Consider the following 18,627-nt stretch of genomic DNA (forward strand, 5'->3'; position numbering starts at 1 on the left):
GGTGGGGCTCAGTCCTGCTGCCCCTGGCTTTGCTGGAGCACCCATTGCTCAAAAGCCTGCAGTGCGGCCGAGGGCTCGCGGTAGGTGGGGTAGCTGAACCAGTAGCTCTGCGTGCCCGGCAAGGTCTGGGTATGGGCGGGGATCAGCTGGCCCGCATCAAGCGCCGGTTGCACCAGCACCTCGGGCACCAGGCCCACGCCCAGGCCGGCGGCGGCGGCCATGATGACCATCGAGAACAGCTCATAGCGCGGCCCGCGCGAGGCCTGCACCGAGTAGTCCCAGCCCAGGCCGTTGTACCAGTCGCGCCAGGCAGCGGGCCGGCTCTCCAGCCCGATGTGCACCAGCGGCTGCCAGTCCTCCTGCGTGGCCAGCGCATGCTGCGCTGCAAAGGCCGAGCTGCAAACGGGGATGCAGGCGCCATCGCGGGCAATGCGCTGCCCCTGGGTCTTGGACCAGAGGCCGTCGCCCGAATAGATGGCACCGTCAAAACCGCTTTCCTCGAACGCAAAAGGCTCGGAGCGCACCGACAGGTGCACATGGATGTCCGGGTGCAGCTGCGCAAAGGCCGGCAGCCGGGGCACCAGCCACTGCGTGGCAAAGCTGGAGACGACGGCCAGGTGGATGGCATAGCCCTGGGCGCGGCTGTTGGCGATCTCTTGCGTATCGCGCTCCAGGCCGTTGAGGTGCACACGCACACGCTGCGCATATCGTTTACCCGCATCGGTCAGCATGACGCGGCGTTTGTGGCGTACAAAAAGCGGCACCCCCAGCCGGTCCTCCAGCGCCGCGACATGGCGGCTGACGGCACTGGCGGTCAACGCTAACTCATTGGCAGCGCGGGAGAAATTGCCGTGCCGGGCCGAGGCTTCAAAAGCCATCAACAGGCCGATATTGGGAATCGCGTTGCGCATGGGTGGGGACTTTGTTCAAAAAACGCACTATGTCTCACCATTTTCTCATTTTGTTGTTCCTGATAGTTCACATAGTATTTTTAAGTTTGGTGCTTCTGCCCCCGCCCCGCACTGCCGCAGGCGGGCCCTGTGCAGCCCTGTCACGGGCAGGGTGTACAAAGTGCTGTGCCCGTGTCCGGGCGCGCAGCGCTTTAAGCTGCGATGGCAGCACCCCCCCATCATGGTCCGGGCCCGCACAGAGGGCCGGACAGTTTCTGTTGTGATAGTGAATAGGAAAGACGAGCGATGACGCAATCCACCCAACGTTTGAACGAAATTCTCAAGGCGCTTGCGCTCGACCTCCAGCCCCTGGCAGGCCAGGACATCACCAGCCGCTCGCCCGCCGACGGCGCCACCCTGGCCGTGTTGAAGGCCCACAGCGCGCAGCAGGCGCAAGAGGCGATTGCCGCTGCCCACCAGGCCTACCTGCAGTGGCGCACCGTGCCCGCCCCCGTGCGTGGCGAGTTGGTGCGCCGCTTTGGCCAGACCCTGCGCCAGCACAAGGCAGCACTCGGCGCCTTGGTGTCGATTGAAGCGGGCAAGATCACCTCCGAAGGCCTGGGCGAAGTCCAGGAAATGATCGATATCTGCGACTTTGCCGTTGGCCTGTCGCGCCAGCTCCATGGCCTGACGATTGCCAGCGAGCGCCCCGGCCACCGCATGATGGAAACCTGGCACCCGATGGGCGTCGTGGGCATCATCTCGGCCTTCAACTTCCCCGTGGCCGTCTGGTGCTGGAACAGCGCTTTGGCGCTGGTCTGCGGCGACGCGGTGGTGTGGAAGCCTTCCGAGAAGACCCCGCTGACGGCCGTGGCCTGCCAGCACCTGCTGGAGCAGACGATGGCTGCCTTCAACCAGGAGCAACCCGGCGCCGTGCCAGCGGGCCTGGCCCAGCTGCTGATTGGCGCCCGTGAAGTGGGCGAAGTGCTGGTGGACAGCCCGCTGGTGCCCGTGGTCAGCGCCACCGGTTCGACCCGCATGGGCCGCCAGGTCGGCGTCAAGGTGGCCGAGCGCTTTGGCCGCTCCATCCTGGAGCTGGGTGGCAACAACGCGATGATCGTCACGCCGTCGGCCGACCTGGAGCTGGCCGCCCGCGCCATCACCTTTGCAGCCGTCGGTACTGCCGGCCAGCGTTGCACCACCTTGCGCCGCCTGATCGTGCACAAGTCGGTGGCCGACCAGCTGGTGACACGCCTGGAAAAGATCTACGGCAGCGTTACCGTGGGTGACCCGCTGACCGACGGCACTTTGGTGGGTCCGCTGATCGACAAGGCCTCGTTCGACGGCATGCAGGCCGCACTGGCCCAGGCCAAGGACGAGGGCGGCACCGTCATCGGCGGCCAGCGCGAGCGCGAAGACCTGGGCCAGGACGCCTACTATGTGCGCCCGGCTCTGGTGAAGATGCCTGCGCAGACCAAGGTGATGGAGCACGAAACCTTTGCGCCCATCCTCTACATCGTCACCTACGAAGGCAGCGCCGACGACGCGATCGCGGTGCAGAATGCGGTGCCCCAGGGCCTGTCGTCCGCCATCTTCACCAGTGACCTGCGCGATGCAGAGCGCTTCATGTCGCCCGCCGGCAGCGACTGCGGTATTGCCAACGTCAATATCGGCACCTCGGGCGCGGAAATCGGTGGCGCCTTTGGTGGCGAGAAGGAAACGGGAGGCGGCCGTGAATCGGGCTCGGACGCCTGGAAAGGCTATATGCGCCGCGCCACCAACACCATCAACTACAGTGGCGCGCTGCCACTGGCGCAAGGCGTGCGCTTTGACGTGTGATGAGTGGGCAGCCGCAGGCTGGCGCCGTGGGCATGCTGCCCGCTGCCCGGGCCTGCAGGTTTCGCCACCGGGGCGGCCACTGCGCCGCCCGGTGTGTGCTGCCAGCGCAGGCCACTGATATGCGGGTGCCCCATGCGGCTTCCCACCCAGACAGGGGCTTGGCGCTCCTGTCTCCAACCCCACCAGCATCTGCCAAGGGCTGGCCTGCCACCGTTGCAGGCCAGCCCTTGTTGCATCCGATGCTGCCGTTATTTGTGGCGCTGCGCAGCCATTTGCTGCGCTGGCGCAATGTGTAGCCAGGCCAGATCGGGTCCAATGCCCCGCTTCTGGCGCATCGATGACAAGACCAAGGAGACAAGACATGGCAGACAAGCAAGCAACACGCACCGGTGGCCAGCTGGTGGTGGACCAGCTGCTGGTGCACGGCGTGCAGCAGATTTTCACGGTGCCGGGCGAGAGCTTTCTGGCGGTGCTCGATGCGCTCTATGACGCGCCCATCGAGACGACGATCTGCCGCCAGGAGGGCGGCGCCGCGATGATGGCCGAAGCCCAGGGCAAGCTCACGGGCCAGCCGGGGATCTGCATGGTCACGCGCGGGCCAGGTGCTACCAATGCCTCGGCCGGCTTGCACATTGCGATGCAGGACTCCACGCCGATGATCCTCTTCGTCGGCCAGATCGAGCGCTCGGCGCGCGGCCGCGAGGCCTTCCAGGAGCTGGACTACCGCGCGGTGTTTGGCAGCATGGTCAAGTGGGCGACCGAGATCGATGATGCGGCGCGCATCCCCGAGACCATTGCCCGTGCCTTTGCCGTGGCCACCAGCGGCCGCCCCGGCCCGGTGGTGATTGCGCTGCCCGAAGACATGCTGCGCGACACCGTCAGCGTGCCCGATGCGCGCCGCTACCAGCCTGCGCCCGCCCATGCGGCCGATGCCGATGTGGCTGCCGTCGTGGCCCAGCTGGCCGCCGCGCAAAACCCCATCATCATTGCCGGTGGCTCGCGCTGGACTGCGCAGGCCCATGCGGATATCGCCGCCTTTGCCGCCGCCCATGCCGTGCCGGTGGCTTGCTCCTTCCGCCGCCAGATGGTGTTCCCCGCCCACCACGGCAACTATGCCGGCGATGTGGGCCTGGGCGTGAACCCCAAGCTGATCGAGCGCATCAAGCAGGCGGATCTGGTCGTGCTGCTGGGCGGTCGCATGTCCGAGGTGCCATCGCAGGGCTACAGCCTCTTGGGCATTCCGGCCAGCAGCGGCCAGCGGCTCATCCATGTGCATCCGGATCCCGATGAACTGGGCCGGGTCTACCAGGCTGACCAGGCGGTGGTGGCGGCGCCCGACTCCTTTTGCGCAGCCCTGGCACGCCAGCCTGCCGCCGCGCCGCGCGCCGAGCGCCAGGCGCTGGTGCAGCAGGCCCATGCCGACTACCTGGCATGGAGCAATCCTGCGCCCATCCAGGTGCCTGGCGCGCTGCAGATGGGCCAGCTGATGGCCCATCTGCGCGAGGTGCTGCCGGCCGACACGGTCTGGTGCAATGGCGCGGGCAACTTTGCCACCTGGGTGCACCGCTTCTGGCCGTTTACGCACTACGGCAGCCAGCTCGCTCCCACCAGCGGCAGCATGGGCTATGGCTTGCCGGCCGCCGTGGGCGCCAAGCGCCTGGACAAGCGGCGCAGCGTCGTCTGCATTGCCGGCGATGGCGACTTTCTGATGCATGGCCAAGAGTTTGCGACCGCCGTGCAGTACCAGTTGCCGGTCATCGTGCTGCTGATCGACAACGGCATGTACGGCACCATCCGCATGCACCAGGAGCGCGACTACCCCCATCGGGTCAGCGCCACCGAGCTGCGCAACCCCGACTTTGTCGCCTATGCCAAGGCCTTCGGCGGCAATGCCGCCCTGGTCGAGAAGACCGAAGACTTTGCGCCCGCGCTCGCTGCCATGCGCAGCTGGGCGGAACAGCACCAGCTGCCGGTGATCCTGCACTGCAAGCTCGATCCGCAGGCGATCACGCCGGCGCGCAGCCTGGACCAGATCCGCGGCACCGGCGTTTAAACGCAGGCTGAAGGCACGAAAAAAAGGCACCGAGTGGAGACTCGGTGCCTTTTGTGCTTAGGCGCGTTGGCAGCGGCTACAAAGCCCCCGCTGCAACCTAAAGTGGTTTACAGCACATCGCTGGCAAAGTCGGCCAGGCGCGAGCGCTCACCGCGTGCCAGCGTGATGTGGCCGCTGTGTGGCCAGCCCTTGAAGCGGTCCACCACATAGGTCAGGCCCGAAGAGCCTTCGGTCAGGTAGGGCGTGTCGATCTGGGCCAGGTTGCCCATGCAGATGATCTTGGTGCCGGGGCCGGCACGGGTGATCAGGGTCTTCATCTGCTTGGGGGTCAGGTTCTGCGCCTCGTCGATGATCACGTACTTGTTCAGGAAGGTGCGGCCGCGCATGAAGTTCATGCTCTTGATCTTGATGCGGCTGCGGATCAGGTCATTGGTGGCAGAGCGCCCCCATTCACCGGGGTTGCCGCCGTCGCCCTTGGCCAGGAACTCCAGGTTGTCATCCAGCGCGCCCATCCAGGGGCCCATCTTCTCTTCTTCGGTGCCGGGCAGAAAACCGATGTCCTCGCCTACGCTCACGGTGGCGCGGGTCATGATGATCTCGGTGTAGCGGCGCTCGTCGAGCACCTGGTTCAGACCGGCGGCCAAGGCCATCAAGGTCTTGCCGGTGCCTGCCGTACCAGCCAGGGTGACAAAGTCCACATCCGGGTCCATCAGCAGGTTCATCGCGAAGTTCTGCTCACGGTTGCGCGTGGTCACGCCCCACACATTGTTCTTCTGGTGGCCGTAGTCCTTCAGCGTCTCGAGCACGGCGGTCTTGTCGCGGATCTCGATCACGCGGGCAAACAGGCTGTTCTCGCCCGGTGCCTCGTAGAAGACGAACTGATTGATGTGCAGCTGCTGGGTGATGGCGCCGCTGATGCGGTAGCAGGTGGACGCACCCGACTGCCAGCTCTCGACCTTCTTGCCGACCTTGGCCCAGAAATCCAGCGGCAGCTGCAGCATGCCGGTGTAGAGCAGGTCGCCGTCTTCCAGCGTCTTGTCGTTCTGGTAGTCCTCGGCCTCCAGGCCCAGTGCGCGCGCCTTGACGCGCATGTTGATGTCCTTGGACACCAGCACGACGGGCCGGTCAGGGTGGCGCTGGCGCAGGGCCTCGACCACGCCCAGGATCTGGTTGTCGGCCTTGCCCTGGGGCAGGCTCTGGGGCAGCTGGTAGTTCAGCGGCTCGGTCTGGAAGAACAGGCAGCCGCTGGCGCCCTTCTGGCCGGTGGCATCGAGGCGAATGCCCTGGGCCAGGTGCGCTTCCTGGCTGGCCACCAGCGCGTCGAGCGTGCGGCTGGCCTGCCGGCCGTTGCGGGCCACTTCGGTCATGCCCTTCTTGTGGCCGTCGAGCTCTTCGAGCACGATCATCGGCAGGTAGATGTCGTGCTCTTCAAAGCGGAACAGGCTGCTGGGGTCATGCAGCAGCACATTGGTGTCGAGCACAAAGAGCTTGGCCTTGTCGCTGCGCGGCTTGGTGGCCTTGGCAGGTTTGCTAGCCAGCACCGGGCTGGCTTCGGCCACGGCAGGGCTGCGGGCCGGTTGCGCAGGCTTGGCTGCTGCTGGCGCCTTGGCGCTTGCGGCCACGGGCGCTGGGGCTTGCACGGGAGCAGGGGCGGCCGCCGCTTTCTTGCTGCGGCTGCTGGTCCTGGGCGCGGCAGCGGCTTGCGTGCCACGGCGCGGCGCAGGGCTTGCGGCCACGGTGGCGGGCGCCGTGTCCAGGTCTAGAAGATCGTTGTCTTGTTCATCGCGCGCAGCGGCCGCGGATGCACGGGATGGGGTGTTGGTCTTGGCGGAAAAGTCACCAGCGGATAGCTGGCTGCCACGGCGGGTAGGTGCGGGAGGCAAGGGCATGGAGCTCGGGGCCTTTATCTAAACACTCGCCAAATGGGCGAACTCACTCCGAACGCCTGCCACCCCGGATGCAAAAAAGGCCATCTCGCAAGCAAGACAGCCTTTTTCATGGGGAATGACAGAACAATCCGGACTCACATACATATGGAGCCCATTATGCACATTCTGGGCGTCCCGAAACCAGCAATCGCAGTCATGGATCGCGGTGTCGGCCCAGAAAGACGGAAACAGCAACGGCGCGCATCCGCAGATCGCGCGCCGCCGCACGGTCGCCGCCTGGCGCAGCGGCTTAGGCAGCCTTCTTTTGCGCAGCCTTCATCGACTTGACGGCCTTGAGCACTTCTTCGACATGGCCCAGCACCTTCAGGCCGCGCCATTCTTGCACCAAGATGCCATCAGGGCCGACCAGGAAGGTCGAGCGCTCGATGCCCTTGACCTTCTTGCCGTACATGATCTTGTTCTTGACGACGCCGAACATGTGGCACAGCTTCTCTTCGGTATCAGCGATCAGCTCGAAGGGCAGTTCGAGCTTTTCCTTGAAGTCGTCGTGCGACTTCATGTTGTCGCGCGACACGCCGAAGACGGCTGCACCAGCCTTGACAAAATCCGCGTACTTGTCGCGGAACTGCATGGCTTCGGTGGTACAACCGGGGGTGTTATCCTTGGGGTAGAAGTACAGCACCAGAATTTGCCCCTGATGCGACGCATTGGAGACCTTCAGGCCTCCCGTCGCTTGTGCTTCAAATTCTGGCAAGGGTTTGTTGACAACAACAGCCATAGCTCTCTATTTTCTCCGGAGTAATCGCAAAAAGGCCGCAGGAATCAAAGTATTCATCTAGTTGTTATTCAGGCCCGCGGCCGCAAGCGAGTATTTTAACCCGAATCGAAATATTTATCGAGCCCCACTGATAAACACAGGCTATCGATTGTGGTTATAGCGCAGGAGCCTCCAGCAGCACAGCCAGCAAGACCTTGCGTCCTTCACCAGCCAATACGTTGTAGGTACGGCATGCAGCGGGCGTATCCATGGTCTCGAAGCCGATACGTTTTGCAATCAGCGGAGCGAGCCAGGCCGGCGAAGGAAAACGTAACCGATTGCCACTGCCGAAAATGACCGTTTCAACATCGGCCTCCGCCAGCTGGGCGAAATGGGCGGGCCCCAGGTCTTCGAAGCGCGCGCAATCCCAGCGCTGCAAGGTACCGTTGGAGCCGACCACCAGGCTGTATGCGTAGGACTGCTGGTCCACGGCCAGCCAGCCCGGGCCATAGCCTGTGATGGTCAAGGTGTCGGATTTATCTGGCTGGAACTTCATGGCGCGGGCTTTCGGCAAACGGGGCAAGGACAGGGCAGGGCCCGGTGCCGCAGGCACTGGGAGCCACTACAGGGCGATCAACGCAAGGATCTGTGGTCAAATTATAGTTTTCACCTAGTTGGGTTGTGGGTTCGAGGTATTGGCATGGTTGCCAGCCGGCTGCAATCCCGTGTTTTCAGAGGTAGTGGTTTCTGTCATGAAGACGATTCAAAAATCCGCCAAGCTGGCCAATGTGTGTTACGACATTCGAGGGCCGATCATGGACGCGGCGAAGCGGATGGAGGACGAAGGACAGAAGATCACCAAGCTCAACATCGGCAACCTGGCGGTGTTCGGCTTCGATGCCCCTGAAGAGGTGCAGCAGGACATGATCCGCAACCTGCCCAACTCGGCAGGCTACTCCGACAGCAAGGGCATCTTTGCCGCGCGCAAGGCGGTGATGCACGAAACCCAGCGCCTGGGCATCAAGGGCGTGGGTCTGGACGACATCTACCTGGGCAATGGCGCCTCCGAGCTGATCAGCCTGGCCACCAATGCGCTGCTCGATACCGGCGACGAAATGCTGCTGCCGGCCCCCGACTACCCGCTGTGGACGGCCGCCACCAGTCTGTCGGGCGGCACCCCGGTGCACTACCTATGCGACGAGGAAAACGGCTGGATGCCCAACCTGGCGGACATCCGCGCCAAGATCACGCCCCGCACCAAGGGCATCGTGGTCATCAACCCCAACAACCCCACCGGTGCGCTGTATTCCGACGCACTGCTGCGTGACATCGTGCAGATCGCGCGTGAGCATGGCTTGGTCATCTTTGCCGATGAGGTCTATGACAAGGTGCTGTATGACGACGCCAAGCACACGCCGATGGCTTCGCTGTCGCAGGATGTGCTGACCATCACCTTCAATTCGCTCTCCAAGGCCTACCGCAGCTGCGGCTACCGCGCAGGCTGGATGGTGATCTCTGGCGACAAGAGTGGCGCTGCCGACTATATCGAGGGCTTGAACATGCTCTCGAACATGCGCCTGTGCGCCAATGTGCCCGGCCAGTGGGCCGTGCAGACCGCGCTGGGCGGCCACCAGAGCATTGACGAGCTGGTGCAAGAGGGCGGGCGCCTGCGCAAACAGCGTGACCTGGCCTGGGAGCTGATCAATGCCATCCCCGGTGTCAGCTGCGTCAAGCCCCAGGGCGCGCTCTACATGTTCCCCAAGCTCGACCCTGCGGTCTACCCGATCGAGGACGACCAGGAATTCTTCCTGCAGGTGCTCAAGGAGACCCGCGTGATGCTGGTCCAGGGCACCGGCTTCAACTGGCCACGGCCTGACCATTTCCGCATTGTGTTCCTGCCCCATGAGGCGGACCTGCGCGAAGCGATCAACCGCCTGGCCGCCTTCCTGGCCAAGTACCGCCTTCGCCACGGAACCGAGCAGCTTGCGCAAGCCCATAAGGCCGATATCAAGCTGGTCAAGACCAAGGCAGAAAAATCCGCTGCCTGAGTCGCCGCTTTTCCTATCTGACAACAACAGGCGTCCGGCTGGGCGCCTGGTTGGTTATTCAACGTATCCAAGAGAATTTATGAAACCGATCCAAGTAGGCTTGTTGGGCATCGGCACCGTCGGTAGTGGTGTCTTCAACGTGTTGCAACGTAACCATGACGAGATTCGCCGCCGCGCTGGCCGTGATATTGCCGTGACCATGGTGGCCGATCTGGACGAAGCCCGTGCCCGTTCGGTGGTGGGTGACCAGGCCGTCGTTGTCAAGGACGCGCGCGAGGTGATCGCCAATCCCGACATCGATGTGGTCATCGAGTTGATCGGTGGTTACGGCATTGCCAAGGCCCTGGTGCTGGAGGCCATTGCCGCGGGCAAGCATGTGGTGACGGCCAACAAGGCCTTGCTGGCCGTGCATGGCTCGGAGATTTTCAAGGCAGCGGCCGACAAGGGCGTGATGGTGGCCTACGAAGCGGCCGTGGCCGGTGGCATCCCGATCATCAAGGCGCTGCGCGAAGGCCTGACCGCCAACCAGATCCAGTGGATTGCCGGCATCATCAACGGCACCACCAACTTCATCCTCTCCGAGATGCGCGACAAGGGCCTGGACTTTGACGTGGTGCTCAAAGAGGCGCAGCGCCTGGGCTACGCCGAAGCCGACCCGACCTTTGACATCGAAGGCGTGGACGCCGCCCACAAGGTCACCTTGATGAGCGCCATCGCCTTTGGCGTGCCGGTGCAGTTCGACAAGGCCTATGTCGAGGGCATCACCAAGCTGTCGTCGGTCGATATCCGCTATGCCGAGCAGCTGGGCTACCGCATCAAGCTCCTGGGCATCACCAAGCGCACCGACAAGGGCATCGAGCTGCGGGTGCACCCCTCGTTGGTGCCCACCAAGCGCCTGATCGCCAATGTGGAAGGCGCGATGAATGCCGTGGTGGTGCATGGCGATGCCGTGGGCACGACCCTGTACTACGGCAAGGGTGCAGGCTCCGAGCCCACCGCCTCGGCCGTGATCGCCGACCTGGTCGACATTGCCCGCCTCGAAGGCGCCGATGTGGCCCACCGCGTGCCGCCACTGGCCTTCCAGAGCAGCACCTTGCGCGAAGCGGGGCAGGAGCTGCCCGTGCTGCCGATGGCCGATATCACCACCAGCTACTACCTGCGCATGCGCGTGGCCGATGAGGCTGGCGTGCTGGCCAAGGTCACCGGTCTGCTGGCGGGCGCCGGCATCAGCATCGATGCGGTGCTGCAGCGCGAAGCCGACGAAGTCGGTGGCGAAGGCTCGACCCAGACCGACCTGATCATCCTCACGCACGACACGCGCGAAGGCGATATGGACAAGGCGCTCGCCGAAATCCAGGGCCTGCCCACCGTGCTGGCGCCGATCACCCGTATCCGCAAGGAAGAGCTGAACTAAGCCGAGCGCTAGAGCCGCTGCGGCCGCAGGTCGCACCGCCCGGCGCCTGCCGCCTACCCAACCGCCTGTGGCCGATTCGGCCCAGGCGGTTTTGCCTTTTTGGGCCCAACGGCTGCGAACACATCCGCATCATTCTGTTACTTGTGGGTATTTGTTCACGTCATTATTTTTCTAAATAATGGCCGCTCACAAATGCAGCGCCCCCGGGGGCTGCAGATCGATAACAAAGACGGGGAGTTGCACTATGTCGGACACCGACAAGAAATGGCTGGCGCTGGCCAAGCGCTGGGGGGTGTTGTTTGGGATTCCGCTGCTGATGCTGGCCATTGGCATCTGGCAATGGTCGCGGGCAGATACGCCGGTCTCGGATGTGGGCGCGCAGATCGCCCAGTACCAGCAGGTGGTGCGCCAGCTCGAGGCGATCGAGGCCGAAAAGCCCGGCCGCCGTGCGACGGTGCGGGACAGCGAGGGCAAGGAATACCCGGTCTGGAAGGTCAAAAACGAGTACCTGATGGCCATCCAGGACCTGCAAAACCAGGGTCTGAATGTCACCACCCGTAACTTGCAGCCGGTGCTGGCGGGCTGCACCATCGCCTTCAGCGTGCTGGCACTGCTGTGGTCGGCGCTGGGGGTGGTGTACCAGCGCGGCATGGGCGCCAAGGCCCTGCAATCGCGCGAGCAGCTGCTCGCGACCTTTCAGAAGGGCCGCAAGCTGTTGCCGACCTATATGGTGGTCATGGTGCTGCTGCTGTTCGGTGCGGCCATCCCGCTGCTGGTCTACGAGATGATGCCCATCCTGCGCCACCGCAACTACAGCAAGGGCGACATGAAGCTGATGTTCATCCTCGGCGGCCTGGCGCTGTTCCTGCTGTACTCGGGCTGCAAGGTGCTGATCGATGTCTGGAAGGCATCGCGCAAGCCGCTGGAGAACGCGCCCATTGAGGTGATGGGGCAGACCGTCAGCCGCCCGCAGGCGCCCGAACTCTGGGCCTTTGTGGACCGCGTGGCCGCCAAGACGGGCGCCGGTATGCCCGATGCGCTGGTCGTGGGCCTGAACGAAGGCTTTTTTGTGACCGAGCACCCGGTGCAGCTGGCCAGTGGCGCCTTGCTGCCCCAGGGGCGGGTGCTGTACCTGCCCTTGCCCTATATGGCCTTTCTCAATGCAGGCGAGGTCGCTGCGGTGATCGGCCACGAGCTGGGCCACTTCATCGGCGAGGACACGCTCTACAGCCAGCGCTTCTCACCGATCTACAGCGCCACCCTCCACCACCTGGTGGCCATCAGCGGCGGTGAGCGCCATGAGGGCTCCTGGATGGACATCCTGCGCCGGCCAGCCACCTTGTTTGGCGAGATGTTCTTGGACAGCTTCCACGAAGCGGTGCGCTACTGGAGCCGCAAGCGCGAGCTGGCCGCCGATGCGGTGGGCGCGCAGGTCGTGAGCCCACAGGCCGTTGCGTCGTCCTTGCTGCGCATCAGCGCGCTGGCCCCGCTGGTGGATGAGGCGCTGCAGGCCAACTGGGACCGGGGCGAGACGGTCGCAGGCGGCGTGCTGGGCCATGTGCGCCAGCTGGTCGCTGCCAAGGGCATGGCCGACCCGAGCGAGCACCTGGACCAGCGCCAGGCCCACCCGACCGACACCCACCCCGAGCTGGCCGAGCGCCTCGCTGCGCTGGGTGTACCCGTCAGCCCCGAGCTGCTGGCCCGGGCGATGGATGCCCAGGGCAGCCAGCTGCTGCAGGAGTTTGGCCTGGAGCAGGGCGCGCCCGCTGCCGGCAGCCGCACCCTGGCCGGGGCGGTCGCACCGGCCCCGGTCGCCGATCTGAATGCCGCCTTGCAAAACGAGCTCAGCAGCGCAGCCGCGGCCAACCGCAGTGCCAAGCTGGCCGAGCTGCGCGAGATCGCGGCGCTGGCTGCGCCCGAGACGGTGATCCATGAGCGCTCGGCCTTCATGGTGGGCTTGTTCGGCTTTCTGGCCCTGGCCTGCTTTGGCGGCGCGGTGGCCTTGTTCATGGCGGGTCTGCACATGGCGGTCGGTGCAGGTGTGCTGGCCGGTGGTCTTGTCTGCGTATGGGTGGCGTGGCTGTTCTGGCGCGACAGCCAAAGCCCGGCGATGGTGCTGCAGCCCGCGGGCCTGCGCCTCTTCAATGCGCAGGAGCTGCTGCCCTGGTCGGCGATCGATGATTTCGAGTTCAACCAGGCCAACCACATGCTCACCGTCATCATGGCCCTGGAGCCCGGTGTGCAGCCGCCCGCAATGGGCGTGGGCAAGCGCCGCGCCCAGTTCCAGAAGAAAAAGCAGCGTGTGGTCGTGATGCTCAAGGGTGTCAAGAAGATGAAGAACCAGGCCTTTGCCGAGCTGGTGCTGAACCAGTGGCGCGCCTACTACGCCCGCCAGGAACTGGCGCGCATGGGAGAGCAGGTCTAACGGCTGCTCCACAACCCAGCCAGGCCTCGGACCCAGTCCGGGGCTTTTTTATGCCAGCGGCTGCCATCGGTGTCGCAGCCTGGCCGCTGCTGCTGGCTGCTGCGCCCCACATTCCTGCGCAAGCTGTGCCAGTACTGGCGACTGCAGGATAATAAGCAGTTGCTCCTTGCCCGTGCGCGGGCTGTGTCCACTTATTTCGCACCCTCCATGCTGTATCTCTCCACGCGCGGCCATGCCGAACAAAAACGTTTTTGCGACATTTTGCTCGAGGGCCTGGCGCCCGATGGCGGTCTGTACATGCCGGTGCAGTACCCGCAGATTGACGATGCCAAGCTGACGGCGCTGCGCGAGACGCTCAAGAGCAAGGGCTATGCCGCGCTGGCGTTCGAGATCCTGTCGCTGTACATCGACGACATCCCCGCCGAGGACCTGCGCGCGCTGTGCAACAAGACCTACACCGAGGCGGTGTTCGGCACGGCGGCGATTGTTCCAGTGCGCCAGCTCGAAGGCCCGCTGATGATCGAGGCGCTCTCCAATGGTCCCACCTTGGCCTTCAAGGACATGGCGATGCAGCTGCTGGGCAACCTGTTCGAGTACGAACTGGCGCGCCGCGGCGAAGAGCTCAATATTCTGGGTGCCACCAGCGGCGACACCGGCAGCGCGGCCGAATACGCGATGCGCGGCAAAAAGGGTGTGCGTGTGTTCATGACCAGCCCGCACGGCCGTATGAGCCCCTTCCAGCAGGCGCAGATGTTCAGCCTGCAAGACGAGAACATCCACAACATCGCCATCGAAGGCGTGTTTGACGACTGCCAGGACATCGTCAAGGCGGTCAGCAATGACCACGCCTTCAAGGCGCAGTACAAGATCGGCACCGTCAACTCCATCAACTGGGCTCGTCTGCTGGCCCAGGTGGTCTACTACTTTGCCGGCTACCTGCAGGCCACCAGCCAGAACAGCGAGAAGGTGAGCTTCACGGTGCCCAGCGGCAACTTCGGCAATGTCTGCGCCGGCCATGTGGCGCGCCAGATGGGCCTGCCGATTGCCAAGCTGGTGGTGGCAACCAACGAAAACGATGTGCTGGACGAATTCTTCCGCACCGGTGTCTATCAGGTGCGCGGCGCTGCCCACACCTTCGAGACCTCGAGCCCCTCGATGGACATCTCCAAGGCCAGCAACTTCGAGCGCTTTGTGTTCGACCTGGTCGGCCGCGATGGCGCCCGCCTGCAACAGCTGTTTGCGCAAGGCGTGGCCCAAGAGGGCCGCTTTGACCTGCAGGCTGATCCGGCCTTCCAGGATGCGGCCGGCCGCTACGGCTTTGTCAGCGGCAAGAGCACGCATGCCGACCGCCTGGCCACGATCCAGGACACCTTCCTGCGCCTGGGCCAGATGATCGACACCCATACCGCCGATGGCGTGAAGGTGGCACGCGAGCACCTGGGTGCCGAGCCGATGATCGTGCTGGAGACGGCCTTGCCGATCAAGTTTGCCGCCACCATTGAAGAGGCGCTGGGCCGCACACCCGAGCGCCCGGCCAAGTTTGACGGCATCGAAGACCTGCCCAAGCGTGTGGTGGTGATGCCCGCCGATGTGGACCAGGTCAAGACCTATATCAAGGACCACTGCCGCTGAGCCGGCTAAGCTGCCGCTACCGCCGCGTGTCTGGGTGCCTTGGCGGGCCGTGGAATCATCAAGGAGGCGGGTATGCAGGTCGTGTGTTTTGCAGGCTATTCGGGCAGTGGCAAGACGACCTTGATCGAGCAGGTCATCCCCGTGCTGATCGCGCGCGGCCAGCAGGTGTCGGTCATCAAGCATACCCATCACCGCTTTGACATCGACACCCCTGGCAAGGACACCTGGCGCCACCGCCAGGCCGGCGCCTTTGAGGTGCTGGCTGCCTCCGACCAGCGCGTGGTGCTGATGCGCGAGCTGCCAAAGACGCAGGAGCCCGATGTGCATGCGCTGATCGCCCAGCTCGACAGCCGGGTGGACTGGGTGCTGGTGGAGGGCTTCAAGGACTGCGACCTGCCCAAGCTGGAGGTGCTGGCCAATGCGCCAGAGGCCAACGGCAAGGCACCGCTTTATCCGCAGGATGCGGCCGTGCAGGCCGTGGTGCTGTCACCCGCCCGCCAGCTGCTGCCCGCCACCGCCCTGCCGCAGCTGCCCCGCGATGCACCCGCTGCCGTGGCGCAGTGGCTGCTGGTGCACAGCGCCCGCTTTGCCTATACCCCGCCTTGTGTATTTGCAACCGATACCGCCGGGTGAGCGGGCCGTTGCGATGGTCGGCCCGATTGCAGGCGGCCGATAACCAAAGGAATGATTGAGATGAACAGCCAGCCCCGTCCCCCCCTGAAATCCCTCGATGCCGCCCTGGCCGAGCTGCTGGCCCATGCCCAGCCGCTGGCGGGCCATGAGCTGCTGGACACCTTTGATGCTGACGGCCGCGTGCTGGCGCAGGACCTGGTCGCTGCCTTGCAGGTGCCGCCTTTCGACAACAGCGCGATGGACGGTTATGCGCTGCGCGCGGCCGACCTGAGCGGGCCCGCACTGGCCCTGCCGGTTAGCCAGCGCATTCCAGCGGGCAGCATCGGCGAGCCGCTAGCTGCCGGCACCGCCGCCCGCATCTTTACCGGGGCAGCGGTGCCTGCGGGCGCCGATGCGGTGGTGATGCAGGAAGAATGCACCGTGCTGGACGATGGCCGGGTGCAGATCAACACGGCCGTCCAAGCCGGGCAGAACATCCGCAAAAGCGGCGAAGACATGCAGTTGGGCAGCACGGTGTTGACGGCCGGCACGCGCCTGGGCCCGGCCGAGCTGGGCCTGGCTGCCAGCATGGGCTGCGCCCGCCTGCCACTGGCCCGGCGCCCGCGCGTGGCCTTGTTCTCCACCGGTGACGAGCTGGTCATGCCCGGCGACGTGGCGCCCCAGGACCTGCCCTTGGGCAGCATCTACAACAGCAACCGCTTCTTTTTGCGCGCCATGCTCCAGCGCCTGGGCTGCGAGGTACGCGACCTGGGCATCGTGCCCGACAGCTACGAGGCCACCGTCGCTGCGCTGCAGACCGCCGCGCAGCACAGCGACCTGGTACTGACGAGTGGTGGTGTGTCGGTGGGTGAGGAAGACCACGTCAAGGCGGCCGTGCAGGCCTTGGGCAGGCTTGACCTGTGGGCGATTGCCGTCAAGCCGGGCAAGCCCTTTGCCTATGGGCGCGTGGGCCAGGCCCATTTCATCGGCCTGCCAGGCAATCCGGTGTCCAGCTTTGTGACCTTTGCGCTTTTGGTGCGGCCTTTTCTGCTGCGGCTGCAAGGCGTGCAGGCGCTGGCGCCGCAGGCGATCGATATGCGTGCCGATTTTGACTGGCCGCGAGCCGACAAGCGCCGCGAATTCTTGCGCGTGCGCGTCAATGCGCAAGGCGGGCTGGACCGTTTTGCCAATCAGGGCTCGGGCGTGCTGACCTCGGCCGTCTGGGCCGATGGCCTGGTCGACAACCCGCCCGGCCAGACCATTGCGCAGGGCGATACCGTGCGCTTTGTGCCCTTTGCCCAGCTGCTGGGCTGAGGAGGGCGAGGAGATGACGATGAAGACTTTGCAACTGCGCTATTTTGCAAGTATCCGCGAGGCCATTGGTAGCGGCAGCGAGGCCTTTGCCACCGAGGCCGGCACCGTCGCAGAGCTGCGCGAGGCCCTGCTCGCGCGCGGCGAGCCCTATGCCAGCTGCCTGGCGCGGGGGCGCGCGGTGCGCACCGCCGTCAACCAGGTGCTCAGCGACGACAGCGCGGTGCTGGAGGCGGGGGCCGAGGTGGCGTTTTTTCCGCCGGTGACTGGCGGTTAGGAATCCTTAAGCAGCGCCATCTTCTGCGGGGTTGGGCAGCAGTAGCTCGGGCGCTTTCCATTCCAGCAGTTCGGCCAGGCGCAGCACCACCCAGCGCGCTTCCTCCGCGCTGACGCCCGCGTCTGGCGCCTGCAGGCCGCTGTAGATGGTCTGCAGGATGGCGCTCTCGGAGGGCGCACTTTGGTGGTAGAGGATCTGCGCCTGCTCGACCAGCATCTGCGCCAGGTCTTCGCACAGCTCATAGCGCTGGGCGATGTCAGCGAGCGGCTGGCGCAGGCGCTGGTTGCGGCCCTGGAACAGGGCGATGAAGGAATCAGGGACAAAGATTTGGCTGCCGTCTTGCATGGGTATCCATCAGGTGAGGTGCGCGTTCAGGGCGCAAAGCGCTTTTCAAAGCGGGCCACATCTTCTTCCAACTCAAAGGTCACGACCTGGCCCATTTTCCGGTCGCTCTCGCGGCAGGCGGCATAAACGCTGGTCTTGCCGACCAGGTCCATCGCCGGGATGTCGATGATCGCGTAAGGGTAGGGCACGAACACGTGGTGCTCAAACACAATGCGGTGCTGGTTGCGCGGATTGGGGTAGAGCAGGAAGCCGTGGGCATTCAGGGTCTGACTGGGCATGGAAAGCATCCAAAGAGAAAACAGGTCCTGCAAGCGTGCGGGCAGCCGGTGGAGCGTGGGCATTCCAGCAGCCCAAAGCTTGCAGAGGGCCACCAGTGTGCCGCAATCGCGAAGCTGGGGTGGCCTGCCATGGTTTGTGGCAGGGCCCGGTGGGCATGCTAGGCTTCGGCCTTGATGCTTTTTTCGCCGAGATACCGCCATGCTGCACACCCATATCGCCGTCCAGACCGCTGACTTTGATGTGAGCGAGGAGCTGCGCCTGCTGCGCGCCGCCGATGGCCGCATCGGCGCGGTCTGCAGCTTTGTCGGCACGGTGCGCGACCGCAATGCGGGCAGCGAGGTGGCGACGATGGAGCTGGAGCACTACCCGGGCATGACGGAAAAATCGATCGCCCAGATGGTTGAGGCCGCCAGCCAGCGTTTTGACATTTTTGGCGCCCGCATCATCCACCGCGTGGGGCTGCTCGCGCCTGGCGACCAGATTGTGCTGGTCGCCGTCTCCTCGGCGCACCGGGGCGAGAGCTTCCAGGCCTGCGAGTTCTTGATGGACTACCTCAAGACCGAAGCGCCATTCTGGAAGAAAGAAGACACGCCCCAAGGCGCGCGCTGGGTCGATGCCCGCGTCAGCGACGAAGCGGCGATGGCGCGCTGGGGCCTGCCCCAGCACCAGAGCTAAAAAACGGGCCCCATTGCAGCGGCATTGACCGGGCGCAAGCTTTCTCAGCCCTATAGCTGCTGCAATGGGTGCGGGGAGCGTGGCCGCCTCGCTGCGATGTCCGCAGGGCGTAGGAGGCGGCGCACAGCACTTGGCGACGTGGGCCGACAGAAGCTATATGTGCGGCGAGGTTCTTGAAAAT

16 protein-coding genes are annotated in these 18,627 nt (G+C 64.7%); 10 read left to right on the top strand and 6 right to left on the bottom strand.

Features of this window, described 5'->3' with window-relative positions; all coding sequences use genetic code 11:
• Positions 1-8 precede the first annotated feature (8 nt).
• A complete protein-coding gene (locus N4T19_RS21870) occupies positions 9-911 on the bottom strand; it encodes a LysR substrate-binding domain-containing protein (RefSeq protein ID WP_260718998.1) in 903 nt (300 codons plus the stop codon).
• A 285-nt stretch (positions 912-1,196) separates the two neighbouring features.
• On the opposite strand from N4T19_RS21870, the gene amaB reads away from it, so the two are divergent.
• Both amaB and N4T19_RS21880 read left to right on the top strand, forming a co-directional pair.
• On the top strand, positions 1,197-2,729 hold the full coding sequence (gene amaB, locus N4T19_RS21875) for an L-piperidine-6-carboxylate dehydrogenase (RefSeq protein ID WP_260718999.1): 1,533 nt from the start codon (positions 1,197-1,199) through the stop codon (positions 2,727-2,729).
• A 361-nt stretch (positions 2,730-3,090) separates the two neighbouring features.
• Positions 3,091-4,782, top strand: coding sequence for a thiamine pyrophosphate-binding protein (locus tag N4T19_RS21880; protein WP_182345138.1), 1,692 nt, complete (start codon positions 3,091-3,093; stop codon positions 4,780-4,782).
• Between the two features lie 107 nt (positions 4,783-4,889).
• On the opposite strand, the gene N4T19_RS21885 is transcribed toward N4T19_RS21880, so the two are convergent.
• The 3 genes from N4T19_RS21885 to N4T19_RS21895 all read right to left on the bottom strand — a co-directional run bounded on the left by N4T19_RS21885 (position 4,890) and on the right by N4T19_RS21895 (position 7,984).
• Complete coding sequence (locus N4T19_RS21885) at positions 4,890-6,671, bottom strand: PhoH family protein (RefSeq protein ID WP_182345139.1); 1,782 nt, start codon at positions 6,669-6,671, stop codon at positions 4,890-4,892.
• 289 nt (positions 6,672-6,960) lie between these two features.
• Positions 6,961-7,449 carry a peroxiredoxin gene (locus N4T19_RS21890; RefSeq protein ID WP_021025569.1) on the bottom strand — a complete coding sequence of 163 codons (489 nt, stop codon included), beginning with the start codon at positions 7,447-7,449 and terminating at the stop codon, positions 6,961-6,963.
• A gap of 154 nt (positions 7,450-7,603) precedes the next feature.
• Positions 7,604-7,984 (bottom strand): Mth938-like domain-containing protein, encoded by a 381-nt coding sequence (locus tag N4T19_RS21895; RefSeq protein ID WP_116924781.1) that lies wholly within the window; start codon positions 7,982-7,984, stop codon positions 7,604-7,606.
• Positions 7,985-8,180: 196 nt separating this feature from the next.
• On the opposite strand from N4T19_RS21895, the gene N4T19_RS21900 reads away from it, so the two are divergent.
• The 7 genes from N4T19_RS21900 to N4T19_RS21930 all read left to right on the top strand — a co-directional run bounded on the left by N4T19_RS21900 (position 8,181) and on the right by N4T19_RS21930 (position 17,147).
• Positions 8,181-9,476: a pyridoxal phosphate-dependent aminotransferase gene (locus N4T19_RS21900; protein WP_116924782.1), complete on the top strand. Its 1,296-nt coding sequence runs from the start codon at positions 8,181-8,183 to the stop codon at positions 9,474-9,476.
• Positions 9,477-9,555: 79 nt separating this feature from the next.
• Positions 9,556-10,890, top strand: coding sequence for a homoserine dehydrogenase (locus N4T19_RS21905; protein WP_182345140.1), 1,335 nt, complete (start codon positions 9,556-9,558; stop codon positions 10,888-10,890).
• Positions 10,891-11,134: 244 nt separating this feature from the next.
• Positions 11,135-13,315, top strand: a complete 2,181-nt coding sequence (locus N4T19_RS21910) for a M48 family metallopeptidase (protein WP_260719000.1) — start codon at positions 11,135-11,137, stop codon at positions 13,313-13,315.
• Positions 13,316-13,522: 207 nt separating this feature from the next.
• On the top strand, positions 13,523-14,947 hold the full coding sequence (gene thrC, locus N4T19_RS21915) for a threonine synthase (protein WP_182345142.1): 1,425 nt from the start codon (positions 13,523-13,525) through the stop codon (positions 14,945-14,947).
• Positions 14,948-15,019: 72 nt separating this feature from the next.
• Entirely contained in the window at positions 15,020-15,580 is a 561-nt protein-coding gene (mobB, locus tag N4T19_RS21920) for a molybdopterin-guanine dinucleotide biosynthesis protein B (protein ID WP_116924923.1), read from the top strand.
• A 60-nt stretch (positions 15,581-15,640) separates the two neighbouring features.
• A complete protein-coding gene (locus N4T19_RS21925; RefSeq protein ID WP_260719001.1) occupies positions 15,641-16,873 on the top strand; it encodes a molybdopterin molybdotransferase MoeA in 1,233 nt (410 codons plus the stop codon).
• Positions 16,874-16,886: 13 nt separating this feature from the next.
• The gene (locus N4T19_RS21930; RefSeq protein WP_409935135.1) at positions 16,887-17,147 is read left to right on the top strand and encodes a MoaD/ThiS family protein; all 261 of its coding nucleotides are present in this window, start codon (positions 16,887-16,889) and stop codon (positions 17,145-17,147) included.
• A gap of 6 nt (positions 17,148-17,153) precedes the next feature.
• Here N4T19_RS21930 and N4T19_RS21935 read toward each other — a convergent pair whose 3' ends face one another.
• Both N4T19_RS21935 and N4T19_RS21940 read right to left on the bottom strand, forming a co-directional pair.
• Positions 17,154-17,492, bottom strand: coding sequence for a hypothetical protein (locus N4T19_RS21935; RefSeq protein WP_116924786.1), 339 nt, complete (start codon positions 17,490-17,492; stop codon positions 17,154-17,156).
• 26 nt (positions 17,493-17,518) lie between these two features.
• The gene (locus tag N4T19_RS21940) at positions 17,519-17,770 is read right to left on the bottom strand and encodes a hypothetical protein (protein ID WP_182345144.1); all 252 of its coding nucleotides are present in this window, start codon (positions 17,768-17,770) and stop codon (positions 17,519-17,521) included.
• Between the two features lie 199 nt (positions 17,771-17,969).
• On the opposite strand from N4T19_RS21940, the gene moaE reads away from it, so the two are divergent.
• On the top strand, positions 17,970-18,446 hold the full coding sequence (gene moaE, locus N4T19_RS21945; protein WP_116924788.1) for a molybdopterin synthase catalytic subunit MoaE: 477 nt from the start codon (positions 17,970-17,972) through the stop codon (positions 18,444-18,446).
• Positions 18,447-18,627: the final 181 nt, after the last annotated feature.

The organism is Comamonas squillarum (genome assembly GCF_025309455.1).
In the GTDB taxonomy this organism is placed as follows: Bacteria; Pseudomonadota; Gammaproteobacteria; order Burkholderiales; family Burkholderiaceae_C; genus Comamonas; species Comamonas squillarum.

Excerpts from the sequence above, each read along its gene's own strand:
- N4T19_RS21905 (WP_182345140.1), top strand. The coding sequence starts at position 9,556 with ATGAAACCGATCCAAGTAGGCTTGTTGGGCATCGGCACCGTCGGTAGT.
- N4T19_RS21895 (WP_116924781.1), bottom strand. The coding sequence starts at position 7,984 with ATGAAGTTCCAGCCAGATAAATCCGACACCTTGACCATCACAGGCTAT.
- thrC (WP_182345142.1), top strand. The coding sequence starts at position 13,523 with ATGCTGTATCTCTCCACGCGCGGCCATGCCGAACAAAAACGTTTTTGC.
- moaE (WP_116924788.1), top strand. The coding sequence starts at position 17,970 with ATGCTGCACACCCATATCGCCGTCCAGACCGCTGACTTTGATGTGAGC.
- N4T19_RS21910 (WP_260719000.1), top strand. The coding sequence starts at position 11,135 with ATGTCGGACACCGACAAGAAATGGCTGGCGCTGGCCAAGCGCTGGGGG.
- N4T19_RS21930 (WP_409935135.1), top strand. The coding sequence starts at position 16,887 with ATGACGATGAAGACTTTGCAACTGCGCTATTTTGCAAGTATCCGCGAG.
- N4T19_RS21925 (WP_260719001.1), top strand. The coding sequence starts at position 15,641 with ATGAACAGCCAGCCCCGTCCCCCCCTGAAATCCCTCGATGCCGCCCTG.
- mobB (WP_116924923.1), top strand. The coding sequence starts at position 15,020 with ATGCAGGTCGTGTGTTTTGCAGGCTATTCGGGCAGTGGCAAGACGACC.
- N4T19_RS21880 (WP_182345138.1), top strand. The coding sequence starts at position 3,091 with ATGGCAGACAAGCAAGCAACACGCACCGGTGGCCAGCTGGTGGTGGAC.
- N4T19_RS21935 (WP_116924786.1), bottom strand. The coding sequence starts at position 17,492 with ATGCAAGACGGCAGCCAAATCTTTGTCCCTGATTCCTTCATCGCCCTG.
- amaB (WP_260718999.1), top strand. The coding sequence starts at position 1,197 with ATGACGCAATCCACCCAACGTTTGAACGAAATTCTCAAGGCGCTTGCG.
- N4T19_RS21890 (WP_021025569.1), bottom strand. The coding sequence starts at position 7,449 with ATGGCTGTTGTTGTCAACAAACCCTTGCCAGAATTTGAAGCACAAGCG.
- N4T19_RS21870 (WP_260718998.1), bottom strand. The coding sequence starts at position 911 with ATGCGCAACGCGATTCCCAATATCGGCCTGTTGATGGCTTTTGAAGCC.
- N4T19_RS21885 (WP_182345139.1), bottom strand. The coding sequence starts at position 6,671 with ATGCCCTTGCCTCCCGCACCTACCCGCCGTGGCAGCCAGCTATCCGCT.
- N4T19_RS21940 (WP_182345144.1), bottom strand. The coding sequence starts at position 17,770 with ATGCCCAGTCAGACCCTGAATGCCCACGGCTTCCTGCTCTACCCCAAT.
- N4T19_RS21900 (WP_116924782.1), top strand. The coding sequence starts at position 8,181 with ATGAAGACGATTCAAAAATCCGCCAAGCTGGCCAATGTGTGTTACGAC.